The organism is Thermosulfuriphilus sp., assembly GCF_054026695.1.
Window position 1 is genome coordinate 1 of sequence record NZ_JBPMLP010000004.1, and the last position, 17,567, is coordinate 17,567.

A 17,567-nucleotide genomic window follows, 5' to 3' on the forward strand; every position below is an offset into this window, starting at 1 on the left:
CTTCATAAAGAGCCCTAGCTTAGCTACAGGGGCCAGGGACTCATTGAACCAGGGTGAGACTTCTTCAAAAAAACGGGGCAGGGGGTGAGCAAAGGGATCCACAAAGACCTTAAGTATCCCTATCTGGATGGCCAATCCCAAGAGAAGGGCCCCCCGAAAACGATGGTCAGTAAGGCGCCTGTAAGCATAAAGGGCCATAAGGCCGTAACACATGAACCAAAAGTAATATTTTTCCTTCTCAATCCAGAGGGGTAGGAGATAGCGGGGGGGAGCCTTGGGGTCATAAAGGGGCAGACCATAGTATGACTTTTGGTTTAGGGACTCTAAGTAGTGGTTGAGCCAGCGCGCTAACTCCTCTGGAAGTTCCAAGGGTAGATGGACATAGATCTGGTAGTGGAACCAGCAAAACCAGAGGAATCCTATCAAAAAGATGAAATCAATGGCCAAGAGCAAGAACCAAGAGGCCCTTTCCTGGAAGGGACGAAAGAGGTTGATCAGACCCCAACCGCCAGCAACAAGGCCCAAGGCCCAGAGGAGAAGAATGATCCTCTCCCCGATATGGATAAAAGTCTCAAGGGGGATGAGATTCTCCATCGGCTCTCCAGTCAGAGCAATAATTAATAACCTAAGCCTTTCGAACTTACAATTTTTGTTTGGGCAAGAAAAGATCTTTGGCTAATAATGATTCTTAAAAAACTTTTTAAAGAGCCGGCCATCCAGGCTCCCTAGGAGGTGAATCATGAACCCTAAAGAAGTCAAAGACTTGGTGCTTAAGGCTTTTTGGTTTCGCCATGCCTGTAAGGATTTTGATCCAGAAAGGAAGATCCCTGAAGAAGACTTTGAGTTTATCCTTGAGGCTGCCCGTCTTTCCCCTAGCTCCTTTGGCTTTGAGCCCTGGGTGTTTCTAGTTGTCCAGGATTCTGGGCTTCGGAGAAGACTTTTGGATTTTACTTGGGGTGGTGAGCAGCAGATACCGACCTGTAGCCATCTGGTGGTCTGCTTGGCCCGTAGGGAGTTTTTTATGCGTTATGACAGCGACTATATAGATTACATGATGAGAGAGGTCCAAAAACTGCCTCCAGAGCTCAGGGAGCTTAAGCGTCAGAAATATCGGGAGTTTCAGGAGGAGGACTTCCGCCTTTTGGAGAACGAACGAGCCCTGTTTGATTGGGCCTGCAAACAGACCTACATCGCTATGGCCAACATGATGACGGCTACAGCCATGATTGGTATAGATTCTTGCCCCATGGAGGGCTTCAATCCGGAAAAGGTAAACCAGGTCCTGAGGGATAACTTTGGCATAGATATCGAGAAGATGGCCGTGGCCTACATGGTAGCCTTTGGTTATCGTCGCAAGGAGCCGCGACCAAAGACCAGGCAGACTCTTGAGAGGATTGTTCGGTGGTATTGAGAAATCAAGTCTTTGACCAAAGGCGGGTTGCCCGGAGGCCGTTGCTGGCAATTATCCGGCGTCCCGGGCTTGAGGAAAGGCTCAAAATTCTGGCCGAGGCCTCAAAGTTTGATCTTGCGGGCTCATGTCATCGAGGGCCGGATGGCCGGGGGCGCCGCAGGGGGCCGGACAATCGCTGGATCTATCCCATAACCCTTCCCAATGGTCGGCGGATGACCCTCTTTAAGACCCTGATCTCCAATGTCTGCCTGGGGGATTGTGCTTATTGCCCTCTGCGGGCCGAAAGAGACTTCCGTCGGGTGAGTCTGAGTCCGGAAGAGACGGTAAGGATCTTTATGGATTATTATCGTCGCGGTTGGGTAAACGGTATCTTTATCAGCTCTGGGGTTATCCACGATCCGGACACCACCATGGAGCTTTTGAATCGGGTAGGGAGACTTTTGCGTTTTCGGGAGGGCTATCGCGGCTATCTCCACCTGAAGGTCATCCCCGGGGCCTCTCGGGCAGCCATTGAAGAGGCCGCTATGTTGGCCAATGCTGTCTCCATAAACCTGGAGACCGCAGGTCGGGAGAACTTTCGTCGGCTTTCAAAAACAAAGGATTATTTTAGAGATATAGTTGAACCCCTCAAGTACATTGCCAACCTCAAAGAGAGGCTAAAAGATCGGGGGCGCCGTCTATCCCAGACGACCCAGTTTGTCGTTGGGGCTGCTGGAGAGAGCGACCGGGAAATCCTTCTCTATCTTGAGGCCCTTTATCGGCGTCTGGGGCTCAACCGGGTCTATTTTTCGGCCTATCAGCCTGGGGCTGGTCGCCCCGGGCTTCCCGGTGAGACCTTGGCCCCAAAAGTCGATCTTCTGACCAGAGAACACCGACTCTACCAAGTAGACTTCTTGGTCCGCCAATATGGTTTTACTGTAAAGGAGATTCCCCTCAAGGACGGTTTTCTGCCCCTGGAGATGGATCCCAAAGAGGCCTGGGCCCGGGAGAATCCATCCTTCTTCCCGGTCAATGTAAATCGGGCCTCAAGGACAGAGCTCCTCAGGGTGCCAGGCCTGGGGCCTACCTTGGTTGATCGAATCCTTAAATTAAGGCGGAAGGCCCGTTTGAGGAGCTTGGAGGGCCTCAGCCGCCAGAGGAGGCTCCTTGATAAAGCTAGCCGGTATGTAACCTTCTGAAATTTTTATTCTCTTTTTAGAGCCCTTCCTGTGCTGTATCTTGGAGATCACTTTGGTTAATTATTTTGCCTTATGAGAATTATCATTATCAGACCGAGCGCTATTGGTGACGTGGTCATGGCCTCTCCCCTCCTGGCGGCCATAAAACGGGCCTGGCCGGGGGCAAAGGTCTCCTGGGTTATTGAGCCCCATTTGGCCGAGCTTATCCGCCACCATCCGGATCTAGATGAGGTGATTGTCTGGCCTAAGGGAAAGTGGCTTGCTCTTCTTAAGTCCGGAAGATTTGCGACTCTCTTCAAGGCCATAAAAGACTTTTCCCAGCCTCTTAAAGACCGGGGCTATGATCTTGCCCTGGAGACCACCGGTCTTCTCCGGGGACGACTCCTGGCCTATCTCTCCGGGGCCAGGGAGCGGATAGGTTTTGGATCCAAAGAGCCGGGGGACTTCTTGATGACTAAGATCATCTCTCGGGGGCCTCAAAATCACCGAATGGGTTCTGAATACTTTTATCTTCTAAAGGCTTTAGGAATCGATCCCGGACCTTTCCGTCCCTCTATACATATCCCCAAAGGGGCAAAAGAGCGAGTTGGGGAGACTTTGGCTGCCTTTGGGCTTAAAGACAACTTTGTGCTCTTCTGTCCATTTACCACCAGGCCCCAGAAACACTGGTTCTTTGAACGTTGGCAGGACTTGGCCGAAGGCATCAAAAGGAGATTTTCTCTGCCAGTGGTCATCCTCGGCGGCCCGGGAGAAAGAAGGCTTGCCAGAGAGCTTCCGGCCTGGGTGGTCAACCTTGTGGGGGAAATGTCCCTTATAGAAAGTGCTGCCGTGGTGGCCCGGGCCCGGGTAGTCATCGGAGTCGATACTGGTCTTACCCATATGGGAGTGGCCCTGCGGCGCCCAACTATAGCCCTTTTTGGGGCCACAAGGCCTTATCTCGAGCCACCTTCTTCTGAGGTCCGTATTGTCTACAAACCGCGGCCTTGCTCTCCATGCCGCCGCAAGGTTACCTGTGGCCACCAGTATCTATGTATGAGGGACATCCAGGTAGAGGAGATCCTAAGCCTGGTCGCTGAATTCCTTAAAGGTCATGAAGTCGAGGCTTAAGATCATCCACGTGGAGATGGGGCGGAACCTTTACGGTGGGGCCCTCCAGGTCTTTTATCTTCTAAGAGGGCTTTCTGGTCTTGGGCATCAGAATATCCTCGTCTGTGAGCAGGGCAGTGGGATTGAGAAAGCCTCCGGGAAATGGGCTCGGATTAGCCCGATTTCAAGCCTCGGTGAGCCTGATCCCCGACTTCTGGGGCATCTTTTAAGGCTTATTCGTCGCCAAAGGCCGGATATTCTCCATGTCCACAGCCGTCGTGGGGCCGATTTCTGGGGAGCCTTGGCCGCCAGGATAACCGGGATAAAGGCGGTTATCACCCGTCGGGTAGATAATCCGGAGCCAGCTTGGCTGGCCAGGTGGCGCTATAACTCTTTTGACCATGTGGTCACTATTTCTCAAGGGATAAGGGATGTTCTTATCTCTGAGGGGATTCCGCCAGAGCGGATAACTTGTGTTCATAGTGCGATTGAGGTCGATTGTTATGCCGGTCCTGGTAATCGGGGCCAGTTTGAGAAGGAATTCGGCCTTGAGCCAGCAACGCTGCTCATCGGAATGGTGGCCCAATTCATACCCCGCAAGGGGCATCGTTTTCTGGTTGAGGCCGCCAAGGAACTGGTCCTCAAGGAGAAAAGGATTCGCTTTGTCCTTTTGGGTCAGGGCCCCCTTGAGGGAAAGATTCGCTCCCTGATAAATGAGGCTGGTCTTGGCCCCTATTTTATCTTGGCCGGCTTCAGGGAAGATCTGCCCCGTCTCCTTCCCTGTCTGGACCTCCTGGTCCACCCAGCCACGATGGAGGGGCTGGGGGTCTCCCTTATCCAGGCGGCTGCTGCCGGGGTCCCGATAGTGGCCAGTCGGGTGGGGGGAGTCCCGGAGATCGTCCAACACAGAGTAAATGGCCTCCTTGTGCCCCCTGGTGATGTCTGCGCCTTGAAGGAGGCCCTTTTGGCCCTTATCCTCAGGCCTGAAGTAAGAAAGAAAATGGGAGAAGAGGGAAGACGTATTGCCCGGGAGAAATTCTCCCTTGCCAGGATGATCAAGGGAAACCTTCAAGTTTATTCCAAGGTTCTTAAAGGCCGAGGCACAGATTCTAAAAGCCCGGGAAAGATCCAAGAGGGCGAGGGAGACATCCATGGCCTTTAAAAAGGATAAGGGATCTCCTCTGATCGCCATCTTTGCCTCTTTTTCCGGTCGGGGGGGAGTAGAGAGGATGCTAGTTAATCTTGCTGGGGGGCTGGTCGATCTTGGCTGCCGAGTAGATGTCTTGGCGATCAAGGCCCGAAGCGAGTATCTCCGCGAACTTCCCCCTGGAGTGAGGCTTATAAAGCTTGGCCCAGAGCACACTTATGCCTGTCTTTTACCTCTAGCCCATTATCTACAGATGGCCCGGCCCGCGGCCTTGCTTTCTGCTAAAAACAGGGCCAACCAGGTGGCTGTAGCCGCCAGGATCCTTTCCCGGGTACCTCTGCGGGTGGTCTTGAGGATGGGGACTACAACCTCGGCCGCCCTGAGGGATAAGAGCCCCTGGCGTCTTTGGTGGTGGTCTTTGGGTATGCGGCTTACCTATCCTCGGGCCGATGCCGTGGTCGCGGTCTCCACGGGGGTAGCCGAGGATCTGGCCCGTTTGAGCCGACTTCCTGAAGCAAAGCTTAAGGTAGTGGCTAATCCGGTCATTACCCCCCGTCTTTATGCCCTGGCCCAGGAGGCGGTGGAACACCCCTGGCTCAAGGCCAAGAGGGTCCCTGTGGTGCTTGCTGCCGGAAGGCTTACTCGCCAAAAGGATTTTCCCACTCTTATTAAGGCCTTTGCCAGGCTCTGTCGGGAGATTCCTTCTCGGCTGATCATCATCGGAGAAGGGGAAGAGCGGAAGGCCCTGGAGGCCCTGGTTGAATCCTTGGGGCTTGAGGGGCGGGTTGATCTTCCAGGTTTTGTGACTAACCCCTATGCCTATATGAGTCGGGCCGATCTCTTTGTGCTTTCTTCAATCTGGGAGGGCTCTCCCAATGTCTTGACCGAGGCCTTGGCCCTGGGTATCCCCTCGGTGGCTACAGATTGTCCCAGCGGACCGCGGGAGATTCTGGCCGGAGGGCGTTACGGAGAGTTGGTCCCCATGGGGGATGTTGAGACCTTAAGCCAAGCAATGGTAAAGACCCTTAAAAATCCCCTACCTCCTGAGATCCTTAAAGAGGCGGTCAGGGAATATCATCAGGGCTACAGTGCCCGAAGATACCTCCAAATCCTTCTGGGAGAGGAGTGATGCTGCTTTCTTGGCGCTATAATTTTCTTTTTATCCACATTGCCAAAACCGGTGGAACAAGTATTCGTTCGGCCTTAAACCGCTATGTTTGGAGAGATCCATACCGGATTCTCTATTTTATTTGTAGCCGAATAAGCCACCTGAGCGGTCATCGTCTGGGGGTCAAGTTCCCCAGACACGCCAAGGCCATTGCTGCCCAGGAGATGCTTCCCCGGGAGCTTTTTGACCGCCTTTTTAAATTTGCCTTTGTCCGCAATCCTTGGGATCTGCAGGTAAGTTCCTACCACCACATCCGCCGGGAGAGGCCTCATCTACTCAAGGGGATAAACAATTTTGAGGCCTTTTTGCGCTGGAAGTTTGACGTCCGGCGGCCCTATCACTACATCATTGATACCTCTATTCAGCTCCAGTCAGACTATCTCATTGATCTTCACGGCAACGTGATCGTTGATTTTATCGGCCGCTATGAACGCCTAGAGGAGGATTTTCGCGAGGTCTGTCGGCGGATCGGAATTAATCCCCCACCTCTTCCTCACAAAAGGCAGGCTAAAGATCGTCGTCCTTATCAGGAGTACTATACCCCAGAGACGGCAGAGATGGTGGCCAAGCACTTCCGCCGGGACATCGAGATGTTTGGCTACACCTTTGACTGAAGGGGCGGACTTTTGCGTTTATTTTTAAGCTCAAGTTTCCAAAGAAAGCCAATAAGGCTGTCTCCATAAGAGATGGCCTTGCGAGGCAGCTGAAAGGGATCTTCCCCCTTAAGAGCTGCTCCCCGGATACAGGTGACGGCCGAAAGATAGCCGGCCTCCCTTACTGCCGCTATCGCCCGGAGATCATAATTCCCGTAAGGATAGCAAAAATGTCTTACTGGTCGGCCGAGGAGTTCTTCTAGATCTTTTTTGCTCTTAAAGACCTCTTCTCGCAGGCGTTGGTCATCGGCCTCGGCCAGCTTGATATGGCTGATACCGTGGGAGCCGAATTCTACTCCCTCCTGGGCCAAGGTCAGGATCTCTTGCCGATCTAAAAGGGGCGGGCAGGGGCGACCATCGGCCGCAAACCACTCAGCCTTTTGGCCGATCAGGCCTGAGAGCAGGTAGACCGTTGCTGGAAAACGGTAACGTTTGAGGATAGGAAAGGCATATTCATAAAAATTTCTATAACCGTCATCAAAGGTGAGCACTACGGCCCGTTTAGGGAAAGGGGCCCGGCCACTTAGGGCCTTAAGGGCCTCATCAAGGCTTATCACCCGATACCTCAAAAGGTGTAGCAGGGCCATCTGGGCGGCAAAACGGCGGTGCAGACAATAAGTTGCCCGGTGGGTCTTCATGGGAGCAAAGTCACCAATCTGGTGATACATAAGGATGGAAATACCCCTGGTCATTTAGATCCACCTTCCGGGAGCAAGGAGTTCTTCATACAGGGCCAGATACTGGTCAACCACTATCTTTCGAGAAAATTCCTTTTTTATCCGCTGATGTCCTTGACGGGCCAATCTTTGGGCCAGGGTTTCATCCTTTAAAACCAGGGCGATCCCCTGGGCTAAGGCCTCGGAGTCTCCACAGGGCACCTGCCAGACGTCGTCTCCATCTCTGGTGATCTCTAGAGCTCCTCGAAATCTGGTAACCACCAATGGCTTCTCTAAGGCCCAGGCCTCAAGGATGACGTTGCCTAAGGTCTCGGGCTCAAGGGAAGGAAAGACGACCAGATCAGCCAGCTGGAGAAAGACCTCTGGGTTGGTTTGCCAGCCGGTCCAGATAATTCGCCCTTCAATTCCCAGATCAATGGCCAGACTTTTTAGGGCCGCGACCAAAGGTCCGTCTCCAATCATTAGAAGAAAGATCCTCTGGCCTCGGATCTCTCGGGGAAGTCTGCTAAAAGCCTCAAGAAGAAAACGGTGCCCCTTGACCTCTATAAAACGGCCGGCGGTGGCCAGAACCAAGGCGTCTTCAGGAAGGCCGAGCCTTCGTTTTATTTTTTTAAGCTCCTCTGGCCCGAGTCTCGGGGGAGGATCAATAAAGTTTCCGATAAGATAGACCCGTTTGGCCGGAAAGCCGGCCGAGACAAGATAATCGCAGATTCCTTTGGTGTTTCCTACCCAGGCATGAGCATGGCGAAAACTATCAAGTTTATAATATCCACCAAGCCTGGCGATGTGGACAGGTGGACCTTTTCCAAGCCTCGTTAGTCTGGTAGCCCGGCCCATGTAAGTCTGGACAATGTCTGGTCTGAGCTTGTTTATCAGTCGGGAGACCGCCATCCTGGAGAAAGGATCCCAGACGGTCCGGAAGGGGAGCTCATAGAGGCTTACTCCCGGAGGCACCAAGGGGATGACCTCACTTGCTTTCCTTAAGGCTACGGCTGGCCTTGGGAGCCTTTCGCCCAGGGCTTCGACGAGGCGGAGAAAGAAGCGCTCTGCTCCCCCAAGGGTCTTGCTGGCAATCATGTGCAAGGTGTGAATTCTAGGGGCGCCCATGTCCTTCTTTTGGCCCCCTTGGTGGGGGGGCGATCTTGATGACCTTGGTGGGACAGGCTTCAAGACACCGCAGACAGCGGATGCAATCCGGGCTATCAAGTTCCTCCGGTATCTTAAGCCCCATAGGGCAGATCCGGCTACAGATACCACAGGAGAGACAATCCTTCTCCTGCCAGGAAAGTCTCAGAAGGCCGTGTCTCTGAATAAGACCGTAGAGGGCTCCTAAGGGGCAAATCCCCTGGCAGAAAGGGCGAAAGAAGAAGATCGAGCCCATGATAATCAGGACGGCAACGACCACTTTATTGAGAAAAAGGAGTCCCAACATCTGCCGGATCTCAGCCTTCCAGAGGGCATGAGGGATTCCGGCCTCAATGGTTCCTGCTGGGCAGATGTACTTGCAGAACCAGACCTGGCCAAAACCAAACCGGTCAGTTATCAGAGCGGGCAACAAAAAGACAAAAAGGAGAAGGACAACGTATTTCCCATAAGAGACCGATCGGGGCAGGGAGAACTTGCGTCCGGGAAAGCGCCAGAGGAGTTCCTGGATGAGTCCGAAGGGGCAGAGCCATCCACAGACAAAACGTCCGAATAGGAGACCATAGAGAAGGATTGTTCCCAGGACGTAAAAGCCTGGCCGACTAAGGCCATAGGCCCTGATCTCGGAGGCGAATCCCTGGAGGCTTCCCAAAGGACAGGCCCAGAGGGCTGCCGGACAAGAATAACAGTTAAGCCCGGGGAAACATATCCCTTTGAGGCGTCCGAGATAAATGGTCCCCGTGGAGAGAAAACCAAAGTAGGCATTGGCCAAAAGGCTCATCAGGAGCTGAACACGCAAGCGCAAGCGATCCATGGGTTAACCGATTCCGATACAGCTCAGACACAGCCGGGTAGCCCTCTGGAGAACCTCGTTGTACTCCCCATGAATAAGCCCCAGAAGAATAAGACCCAAGGCCAAAGCCAGAAGAAAAAGGCTTTTTTTCATGGGCTGAGTCTCTCCCTTACCGAGGCAATCTTATCATCTAGATGGACGGTCTTGTCCCTCCGGTCGTCGATCCTGAGGCTCGTATAGACCCGTTGGCAGCCTTCCTCAAAAGGGAGCTCATGGATCTTGCGGGCCAGTTCAAGGAGAAGGCCAACGTCTCCCTCGATGATGGTCCCCATGTCGGTTAACTTGAAGGGGACCCCTTCGGCCTCCAGGAGCCTTACAATCCTGGCCACATAATCTCCCAGACTGGTTGAACCCGTGCCCAGGGGAACAACGCTGATCTCCATAAGGGCCATAGGTCTTTCTCCTAAAATTCGTAGATTTTAAGGCCCCTCCTTAGGAGGGCAGCCGTGGTGACTCCCAGGGGATCAAGGCCACAAGAAGGGCTTCGGGCCTTGAGAATAGCCCCCCGGGCCCCAAAGACTTCTGCCAAGCGTACTGTTTCCTCGGCTCCTCGGATAAAGGCCGAGGTTACATCTTCTCCGCTCCGGGTGACCACTTTAGCCCGTTTTAGAAGTACCGCCAGACCATCTCCTCCTTGGATTTCGGCCGGGCAACGAGGGGTGGAGAGGCCACCTAATTGCTCTGGACAGACGGGTACCAAACGAAGCTTTCTTGAAAGGGCCTCCAGACGGAGGTCCTTTTTGCTCCGGCCGTCATAGCGACAGCAAACCCCTAGCAGGCAGGCACTAACTAGAAAGGTTTCAGAGGATCTCAACCGGTGGTTCGTCATCTCTGCGCTGGACGACCTCACCAATCACCCAGGCCTCTTCATCAAGGGCCTTGAGCTGGAGGATGGCATCCTCGGTTTCTTCTGGGGGCAGGATTAGGGTCATCCCGACGCCGCAGTTAAAAATCCTGAACATCTCCCTTTCTTCAACTTGGCCTTTTTTCTGGATGAAGTTAAAGATTGTCGGGATCCTCCAGGAACCCTTATGGATCACAGCCTTGGTACTCTGAGGGAGGACTCGGGAGATATTGTCGTAGAAGCCACCACCGGTGATATGGGCAATCCCCCTAATCCGGCAGGCTTTAAGGAGATGTAGTACAGGCTCGGCATAGATCCTAGTAGGCTTAAGGAGCTCATCGGCCACGTTACACCCAAGCTCAGGGACAAAGCTTTGGGGACCAAGGCCGAGCTCTTCAAAGAAGAGCTTCCTCACCAGAGAGAAGCCATTGCTGTGAAGCCCTGATGAGGCCAAACCAATAATCTTATCCCCCACCGAGATCTCGGAACCATCGATGATCTTTTCCCTCTCGACAACCCCCACCACAAAACCCGCTAGGTCATAGTCTCCAGGTTGATACATTCCGGGGCATTCTGCCGTCTCCCCACCGAGAAGGGCGCAACCCGCAGCCTGACAACCCTTGGCGATGCCTTCGATAATGGAGATGGCTACCTGAGGTTCCAGATGACCGCAGGCCAGATAATCTAAAAAGAAAAGGGGCTCGGCCCCACAGACCAAGATGTCGTTGACACACATGGCCACCAGATCAATGCCGATGGTTTCATGACGGCCGGCCATGATGGCCACCTTGATCTTGGTCCCCACCCCATCGGTGGAAGATACCAGAACGGGCTGCTGATATTTTTCGGTATCCAGGGCAAAAAGACCGGCAAAGCCCCCTAGGGGGCTTAGGACCCCTCGGCGATGGGTAGAAGCAGCCAGAGGTTTTATAGCTTCCACCAAACGATTAGCGGCCTCGATGTCCACCCCGGCCTCTTTATAGCGAGACATCTTTTCCCTTGCCCTCCTCTTGCCTAGTAAGCGTAGAGCTTGCCATAAGGCCGATGGGTGGCCGGCTGTATCTTTTCAAAGGGTTCGCTCAGGATCTCTTTTAGATCTAAATTAAAATCCTGACAATACTCTCGCAGATGAGCCTCAAGGAGCTCGTAGTCTTGATCATCTATCTTTCTGGGCTCCATGCCCTTGCCCAATTGTTCACGGGGGACCTGACCACGGATGTAAATAGTGCCGCCGTGCATTCCGGTGGCCAGATAAATACCGGCGATGGGGCGTTCCGGATAGATGCTATTTATGCCCAGAAGGATGATGATCCCCCCCGCCATATATTCGCCCAGAAAATCTCCGGCCTTACCGCCAATGATGATTACCGGGACCTTATCCATATAGGCCTTCATATGAATGCCAACCCGATAACCAACATCCTGGCGGACATGGATCTTGCCACCCCGCATGGCATAGCCCAGAACATCCCCTGCCATACCATGGACAAGAATCTTGCCGTCATCCATGGTGTTTCCAGCCCCATCCTGGACGTTTCCGTAAACAGTCACCTTGGGGCCGCGCATAAAGGCTCCCAGATCCTGACCAGGGGTCCCATAAATATCCATGACGATCTCACCAGAGAGACCGTCGGCCAGATATCGCTGACCGTTGACGTTGCGGAGGACAAACTCCCTTTCCCCCTGGGCTACAGCCTGACGGATCATCTTATTTAGTACCCGATAGTGGATGTCTTTGGCATCTATTTCCATGACCATACAGGGCTCCTGTCTAGGATTCCTCTCGTTCCGGAAGGGCGCAGACCTTGTGAAGCGGGCTTTCTTCCGGAATCAAGTAAGTACGCTGATTGGGGATGACCCCAGGTTCAAGCTCAACAATAAGAGGTTCTCCGGCCTTTGGGGCCCAGACCCGTTCGGGATCAGGGCAGATGGCCCGAATGGCACTCTCCTCGCTGGCCATAAAGACCAGATCGCCTTTTTCAGCGGCCACAAGAGGCCTGAGTTTGACCCTGTCGTTAAGGCCAACCAGACCCCCGTTGTAGGCGAACAGGATGGCAAAAGGTCCGTTGAGAAGGGCACTTCCATAGACCGCCCGGATGGCTGTAAGGAGTTCTCGGCGTTCTGGATCCATCCGGTCTATCTCTTCCCAGAAAGGAGGGGCAAAGACTAAGCAGGCCACCTCTATGGGCAACCGGTGTCTTCTGATGAGAAGATCAAGTAAGTAGGCTACCACCTCGGTGTCAGTAAGCAGGGTGCAGTGGTAGCCAAACATCTCCAAGTAGCGTTTGTTGATCCCGTAGGAAGAAAGCTCTCCATTGTGGACAATGGACCAGTCCAGAATGGTAAAGGGATGGGCTCCTCCCCACCAGCCAGGGGTATTGGTGGGGAAGCGGTTATGGGATGTCCAGATATAGCCGGAATATTCATCTATTCGGTAGAATTCGGCGATCTCATCCGGGAATCCCACTCCCTTAAAGGCCCCCATGTTCTTGCCTGAAGAAAAGACATAGGCCCCGGAGATATCCCGATTGATGCGCATGACGACCTCAACCATATAGTCGTCTTCGGCCTGAGTCCCTTCGCAAAGATCCCGAATCTCTCCCTCATAGCGGGGTTTGACAAAATAACGCCGCAGGACAGGGGGTTTTTCGATCCTTCTCACTGGTCTGGTAGGAATTTTCTCCTCATGGACCATATAGGTATGCTCTTTGAGTACAGCCTCGGCCTCTTTAAGGGCTGACCTGCTATCGGCCATGATATGGATAGCGTAGTAGTCCTCAAAATCAGGATAGATCCCATAGGCTGCATAACCAGCCCCGAGGCCGTTTCCCCTTTCCTTCTGGCAAGAGATGGAACAGACGATGGTCTCCCCCTTTATCCGGTGGCCTTTGCGATGGATAAGACCGGCGAGACCGCAGCCAGAGATACTCTTTTCAAAATGAAAGCCCTGCATAGTGTCTCCCTTATTCCCCAGCATGTTTTACCCCGAGGATGCGTAGTTCGGTCTCGGTGAGCCCGACTCCTCGAAGCTTTTCCCGGTTGCCCCGGAGGCTTTCTATGGCGTTGATACCCATGGCCCCAAGCATCTCCTGAATCTCGTGCCCCCAACCTTTGACCAGATTGGCCAGCTTTTCGTAAGCGGTGTCTGGATCCAGGCGTTTGATAAGCTCTGGGTTGTTGGTAGCAATCCCCCAAGGGCACTTTCCTGTAAAACAACGCTGACACATCGTGCACCCTACGGCGATAAGGGCAGCAGTTCCGATATAGACGGCATCTGCCCCCAGGGCAATTGCCTTGATGACATCAGCACTGCACCTGATTCCACCGGAGATAACAATAGAGGCTTGGTTGCGGATGCCCTCCTGACGCAGACGCTCATCTACCTGGGCCAGGGCCAGCTCTATGGGGATGCCGACATAGTCACGGAACATGGTCGGTGCTGCCCCTGTGCCCCCTTTAAATCCATCAAGGACAATGACGTCGGCTCCGGCCCGGACCATACCGCTGGCAATGGCCGGGGCGTTATGAACGGCAGCAATTTTGACGAAGACGAGTTTCTGATAATCTGTGGCCTCTTTGAGGGCGTAGATGAGTTGACGAAGGTCTTCAATGGAGTAGATATCATGGTGGGGGGCCGGGGAGAGGGCGTCCGAGCCTACAGGGATCATCCTCGTCTTGGATATTTCCTCAGTGACCTTCTCCCCCGGGAGGTGCCCACCGATGCCTGGCTTGGCCCCCTGGCCGATCTTGATCTCAATGGCCACTCCGGTATTTAGGTAATCAACGTGGAGACCAAAACGACCCGAGGCACACTGGACAATAGTCCAGGGGCCATATTCGTAAAGGGAAGCATGAAGACCACCCTCACCGGTATTGTAGAGGATCCCCAGTTCTTTAGCGGCCCGGGCCAGCCCCTGATGGACATGGAGGCTGATGGCTCCATAAGACATGGCCGCAAAGAGGATGGGATATTCTATCTTTATCTGGGGCGAGAGTTTGGTCTGAAGGCGATAACGACCGTCTTCGTAGATAACATCAAGGACATCTGGTTTTGAACCTAAGTAGGTCCTAAGTTCCATGGGTTCCCGCAGGGGATCAATAGAGGGATTGGTTACCTGGCTGGCATCAAGGACCAGATGATCCCAGTAGATCTTAAAGGGCATGGCATTGCCGGTGGCCGCCAAGAGAACGCCACCAGTGTCAGCCTGTTTATAAATATTCTTGATAAACCAGGGGCTCCAGTGGGCGTGTTCTCGAAAATCCGAAGGATAGTGCTTGATGAAGAGGGCCTCGGTGGGGCACATAACCTCACAACGATGACAGCCCACACACTTGCTGTGGTCAGCCGTAAGAATCTCTTTCTTTTTATTGAAGGCGTGGACCCCGTAGGAACACTCCCTTATGCACCGTTTACACTTGATGCACCTTTCTTCAATCCGCTCGACGTAAAAATCCGGATAAAATTTAGCAAAGGAGACGGTTTTCTTCTTCTTTTTTGTGGCCATCTCTCCCCCTATTGAGGACTCTTAAAGTGGACGGAAGTTATAAAATAACTCGGGGTGGTGTCAAGGGTGGGAAGGGAGGAATTTTGGCCTATTCCCCCAGCAAATGGGTTATTATCTGGCGCAACTCTTCAATCTCAAAGGGTTTGCTGAGGATATAGTCAGCTTTCTTCTCGTGGGCCAGCTCCTCGGCATAGTAGCCGAACCCAGTAATAGCAATTACTGGGACATTGGGGTGCTCGCGTTTGATGATAGTTATTAGACCAATTCCGGAAACATAAGGCATAGTCAGATCAGTTATTACTAAATCAAATTGGCCTTCTTTCAGAGCCTTCATGCCTTTTAGGCCATCTTCGGCCGTGGTTACCTCATAACCTACAAACTGAAGATAATCTTTGAGCATAGAAAGAACTTCAAGATCATCTTCGACTACTAAAATCCGCTTATTTTTTGCCATAAAGGACTCCAGTAAAAAGACACTTTAAATCTAATTTAGCAGACATTTCTGAGAATTGACAACTTTTTCCTGAAGAAAATGGTATAATTTCTCGAATTTTTTAAAAATTCTTAACTTAAAAGAAAAACCAATACTTTTGACGACCAGGATCAAAATAAATTTAAAATGAAATTATAATAATAAAATCGGTTCTTTGGAACTAGGCCTTAATTAAAACCTTGAGGAGAAACAGAAGCTTCCTTCTTGTGGGCTAGAGGGGGGCGTGCTAGAAATAAGTCGTTTTTGTAAAGAGCCCTTTTAGGAAGGAGGATCCATGGCCATATCAAAAGAAGAGGTCCGACACGTGGCCCATCTGGCCCGTCTTGAGTTTGATGATCAAGAGATTGAAGTCTTTACGAGGCAACTGGGGCAGATCCTGGAGTATGTCCGTCAACTTGATCGCCTGGATACAGCCGAAGTCTCCCCGACCACCCATACTTTGGCTCTAACTAATGCCTTCAGGGAGGATGAGGTCAAGGAGTCCATAAAGATAGATGAGGCCTTGGCCAACGCTCCGGAGAGGGAGGGGCGTTTCTTTGTTGTTCCGCGGGTGCTTAAGTCCTGATTACCAGGGAGGATGACATGGACCTTTTCCGTCTGACTCTTCATGAGCTTCTTGATCTCCTTGACCGGGGAGAGGTGAACTCTGAGGAGGCTACCCGGAGTGTTCTTGAAAGGATCGAGGTTGTTGAACCCAAGGTAAAGGCCTACATCACTGTCTGTGCCGAAGAGGCTCTGGAGTCTGCTCGTTTGGCCGACAGGAGGAGAAAGGACGGAGAAGAGGCTCCGCTTTTGGGCTGTCCGATATCGATCAAAGACGTTATCTGTACCCAGGGTATCCGGACAACCTGTGGTTCCAGGATGTTGGAAAATTTTATCCCCCCTTACGACGCTACGGTGGTCGAAAGGCTTAAGGCTGCTGGGGCGGTGATTGTCGGCAAGACCAATATGGACGAGTTTGCCATGGGGTCTTCCACGGAGAACTCAGCCTTTTATCCCACGGCCAATCCTTGGGATCTTTCCCGCATCCCTGGGGGTTCAAGTGGAGGATCGGCGGCCGCCGTGGCCGCTGATGAATGTCTGGCCTCTTTAGGCTCGGACACCGGGGGGTCTATTAGACAGCCGGCAGCCCATTGTGGCATTGTGGGCCTTAAGCCTACCTATGGCCGGGTGTCCCGCTATGGCTTGGTTGCCTTCGCCTCTTCTCTTGATCAGATCGGTCCGATGACCAAGGATGTCACCGACTGTGCCCTTCTTCTTTCGGTGATTGCCGGTTACGATCCTAGGGATTCGACCTCTGCCCCCAGGCCTGTTCCCGATTATCAAAAGGCCTTAAAAGTTGAGCTTAAAGGGCTTAGGATAGGGGTTCCCAGGGAGTACTTTATCTCTGGGATCGACCCCGAGGTAGAAAAGGCGGTTAAAGAGGCTCTTGCTCTTTTTGAGCAGGAGGGAGCCCACCTGGTAGAGATATCTCTTCCTCACTCTGAGTATGCTGTGGCTGCCTACTACATCATTGCTCCGGCTGAGGCCAGCTCAAACTTGGCCCGTTACGATGGGGTCAAGTACGGCTTCCGGGCCCAGGAGTATCGAGATCTTCTCTCCATGTATAAGAAGACCAGGTCGGAGGGGTTTGGTCCGGAGGTCAAAAGACGGATCATGCTGGGAACCTATGCTCTTTCGGCTGGTTACTATGACGCCTTTTATCTCAAAGCCAGCCGGGTCAGGACCTTGATCGTCGAGGATTTCCAGAGGGCCTTTGAAGGCTGTGACGTTATTGCCACCCCAGTGGCTCCAACCCCGGCCTTTGGCCTAGGAGAAAAACTGGATGATCCTCTCCAGATGTATCTCTCTGACGTCTTTACCATTGCTACCAATCTGGCCGGTATCCCAGGGATCTCTATCCCCTGTGGCTTTAGCCGAGAAGGTCTCCCCATAGGTCTTCAACTCATGGCCCCGCATTTTGAGGAGGAAAGGCTCCTTAAGGTGGCCTATTCCTTTGAGCAACTAACGGATTATCATCGGGCCAGACCAGATCTTTGATCAAGAAAAGGCCCTTTAAGGCCGAAACTATCTAGGGGGGACTTTGAACTTTATTTAAGGAGGTCTTGTTGCAGAAGATACCCATCAGCTTGGCCGAAGAGGGAATGGTCTTGGCCAAAGAGGTGGTTGATGAGGCCGGGCGTGTTCTCTGCGGTCCGGGTACAGAGCTCAGTCAACGCCTCATAGATCGTCTGGCCAAAATGGGGGTTGCTTTTGTGGTTGTCGAAGGGCATCCAGTAGAGATCCCTGGTGAGAAAAGCCTTGAGGAGAAACTGGCTGATCTTGAGGTCGCTTTCCAGAAGGTTGAGGGAGATCCTGTCCTTATGATGCTCAAAGAGGTCATCAAGGAACATTTAAGCCAAGAATAAA

Annotated in this window: 20 protein-coding genes and 1 pseudogene; 9 read left to right on the top strand and 12 right to left on the bottom strand. The window is 52.7% G+C overall.

Annotated elements, in window-relative coordinates:
* A pseudogene (locus ACXJJX_RS00565) lies at positions 1 to 594 on the bottom strand (cytochrome c biogenesis protein CcsA); the annotation flags it as partial.
* Positions 595 to 739: 145 nt separating this feature from the next.
* On the opposite strand from ACXJJX_RS00565, the gene ACXJJX_RS00570 reads away from it, so the two are divergent.
* From ACXJJX_RS00570 to ACXJJX_RS00595, 6 genes are all read left to right on the top strand, one after another.
* Positions 740 to 1,411, top strand: a complete 672-nt coding sequence (locus ACXJJX_RS00570; protein ID WP_456430851.1) for an NAD(P)H-dependent oxidoreductase — start codon at positions 740 to 742, stop codon at positions 1,409 to 1,411.
* Positions 1,402 to 2,589, top strand: a complete 1,188-nt coding sequence (locus tag ACXJJX_RS00575) for a radical SAM protein (RefSeq protein ID WP_456430853.1) — start codon at positions 1,402 to 1,404, stop codon at positions 2,587 to 2,589. Before ACXJJX_RS00570 ends, ACXJJX_RS00575 begins: the two co-directional genes overlap by 10 nt.
* 72 nt (positions 2,590 to 2,661) lie before the next feature.
* The gene (locus ACXJJX_RS00580) at positions 2,662 to 3,696 is read left to right on the top strand and encodes a glycosyltransferase family 9 protein (protein WP_456430855.1); all 1,035 of its coding nucleotides are present in this window, start codon (positions 2,662 to 2,664) and stop codon (positions 3,694 to 3,696) included.
* Positions 3,680 to 4,837 carry a glycosyltransferase gene (locus ACXJJX_RS00585; protein ID WP_456430857.1) on the top strand — a complete coding sequence of 386 codons (1,158 nt, stop codon included), beginning with the start codon at positions 3,680 to 3,682 and terminating at the stop codon, positions 4,835 to 4,837. The genes ACXJJX_RS00580 and ACXJJX_RS00585 overlap by 17 nt, the downstream gene beginning before the upstream one ends.
* Positions 4,827 to 5,951, top strand: a complete 1,125-nt coding sequence (locus tag ACXJJX_RS00590) for a glycosyltransferase (RefSeq protein ID WP_456430859.1) — start codon at positions 4,827 to 4,829, stop codon at positions 5,949 to 5,951. The genes ACXJJX_RS00585 and ACXJJX_RS00590 overlap by 11 nt, the downstream gene beginning before the upstream one ends.
* Complete coding sequence (locus tag ACXJJX_RS00595; RefSeq protein ID WP_456430861.1) at positions 5,951 to 6,604, top strand: sulfotransferase family 2 domain-containing protein; 654 nt, start codon at positions 5,951 to 5,953, stop codon at positions 6,602 to 6,604. Before ACXJJX_RS00590 ends, ACXJJX_RS00595 begins: the two co-directional genes overlap by 1 nt.
* Here the strand turns inward: ACXJJX_RS00595 and ACXJJX_RS00600 are convergent.
* The 11 genes from ACXJJX_RS00600 to ACXJJX_RS00650 all read right to left on the bottom strand — a co-directional run bounded on the left by ACXJJX_RS00600 (position 6,589) and on the right by ACXJJX_RS00650 (position 15,119).
* The gene (locus tag ACXJJX_RS00600) at positions 6,589 to 7,335 is read right to left on the bottom strand and encodes a polysaccharide deacetylase family protein (protein ID WP_456430863.1); all 747 of its coding nucleotides are present in this window, start codon (positions 7,333 to 7,335) and stop codon (positions 6,589 to 6,591) included. The two genes, ACXJJX_RS00595 and ACXJJX_RS00600, sit on opposite strands and share 16 nt — an antisense overlap.
* Positions 7,336 to 8,427, bottom strand: a complete 1,092-nt coding sequence (locus tag ACXJJX_RS00605; RefSeq protein WP_456430865.1) for a glycosyltransferase — start codon at positions 8,425 to 8,427, stop codon at positions 7,336 to 7,338.
* Positions 8,414 to 9,277: a 4Fe-4S binding protein gene (locus tag ACXJJX_RS00610; RefSeq protein WP_456430867.1), complete on the bottom strand. Its 864-nt coding sequence runs from the start codon at positions 9,275 to 9,277 to the stop codon at positions 8,414 to 8,416. Before ACXJJX_RS00610 ends, ACXJJX_RS00605 begins: the two co-directional genes overlap by 14 nt.
* A gap of 3 nt (positions 9,278 to 9,280) precedes the next feature.
* Positions 9,281 to 9,409 carry a CD1871A family CXXC motif-containing protein gene (locus ACXJJX_RS00615; protein ID WP_456430869.1) on the bottom strand — a complete coding sequence of 43 codons (129 nt, stop codon included), beginning with the start codon at positions 9,407 to 9,409 and terminating at the stop codon, positions 9,281 to 9,283.
* Entirely contained in the window at positions 9,406 to 9,708 is a 303-nt protein-coding gene (locus ACXJJX_RS00620; protein WP_456430871.1) for an MTH1187 family thiamine-binding protein, read from the bottom strand. The genes ACXJJX_RS00615 and ACXJJX_RS00620 overlap by 4 nt, the downstream gene beginning before the upstream one ends.
* Positions 9,709 to 9,719: 11 nt before the next feature.
* Entirely contained in the window at positions 9,720 to 10,145 is a 426-nt protein-coding gene (locus ACXJJX_RS00625; RefSeq protein ID WP_456430958.1) for a 2-thiouracil desulfurase family protein, read from the bottom strand.
* Positions 10,117 to 11,151, bottom strand: a complete 1,035-nt coding sequence (gene purM, locus ACXJJX_RS00630; protein ID WP_456430873.1) for a phosphoribosylformylglycinamidine cyclo-ligase — start codon at positions 11,149 to 11,151, stop codon at positions 10,117 to 10,119. The genes ACXJJX_RS00625 and purM overlap by 29 nt, the downstream gene beginning before the upstream one ends.
* Before the next feature lie 23 nt (positions 11,152 to 11,174).
* Positions 11,175 to 11,918: a GltB/FmdC/FwdC-like GXGXG domain-containing protein gene (locus ACXJJX_RS00635; RefSeq protein WP_456430875.1), complete on the bottom strand. Its 744-nt coding sequence runs from the start codon at positions 11,916 to 11,918 to the stop codon at positions 11,175 to 11,177.
* A gap of 13 nt (positions 11,919 to 11,931) precedes the next feature.
* Positions 11,932 to 13,113, bottom strand: a complete 1,182-nt coding sequence (locus tag ACXJJX_RS00640) for a class II glutamine amidotransferase (protein WP_456430877.1) — start codon at positions 13,111 to 13,113, stop codon at positions 11,932 to 11,934.
* Between the two features lie 10 nt (positions 13,114 to 13,123).
* A complete protein-coding gene (locus ACXJJX_RS00645; protein ID WP_456430879.1) occupies positions 13,124 to 14,665 on the bottom strand; it encodes a glutamate synthase-related protein in 1,542 nt (513 codons plus the stop codon).
* Between the two features lie 88 nt (positions 14,666 to 14,753).
* Positions 14,754 to 15,119: a response regulator gene (locus ACXJJX_RS00650; protein ID WP_456430881.1), complete on the bottom strand. Its 366-nt coding sequence runs from the start codon at positions 15,117 to 15,119 to the stop codon at positions 14,754 to 14,756.
* Positions 15,120 to 15,432: 313 nt separating this feature from the next.
* On the opposite strand from ACXJJX_RS00650, the gene gatC reads away from it, so the two are divergent.
* The 3 genes from gatC (at position 15,433) to ACXJJX_RS00665 (ending at position 17,566) form a co-directional block, all read left to right on the top strand.
* Entirely contained in the window at positions 15,433 to 15,723 is a 291-nt protein-coding gene (gene gatC, locus ACXJJX_RS00655; protein ID WP_456430883.1) for an Asp-tRNA(Asn)/Glu-tRNA(Gln) amidotransferase subunit GatC, read from the top strand.
* Positions 15,724 to 15,740: 17 nt separating this feature from the next.
* Entirely contained in the window at positions 15,741 to 17,198 is a 1,458-nt protein-coding gene (gatA, locus tag ACXJJX_RS00660; protein WP_456430885.1) for an Asp-tRNA(Asn)/Glu-tRNA(Gln) amidotransferase subunit GatA, read from the top strand.
* A 68-nt stretch (positions 17,199 to 17,266) separates the two neighbouring features.
* Complete coding sequence (locus ACXJJX_RS00665) at positions 17,267 to 17,566, top strand: hypothetical protein (protein WP_456430887.1); 300 nt, start codon at positions 17,267 to 17,269, stop codon at positions 17,564 to 17,566.
* Position 17,567 lies beyond the last annotated feature (1 nt).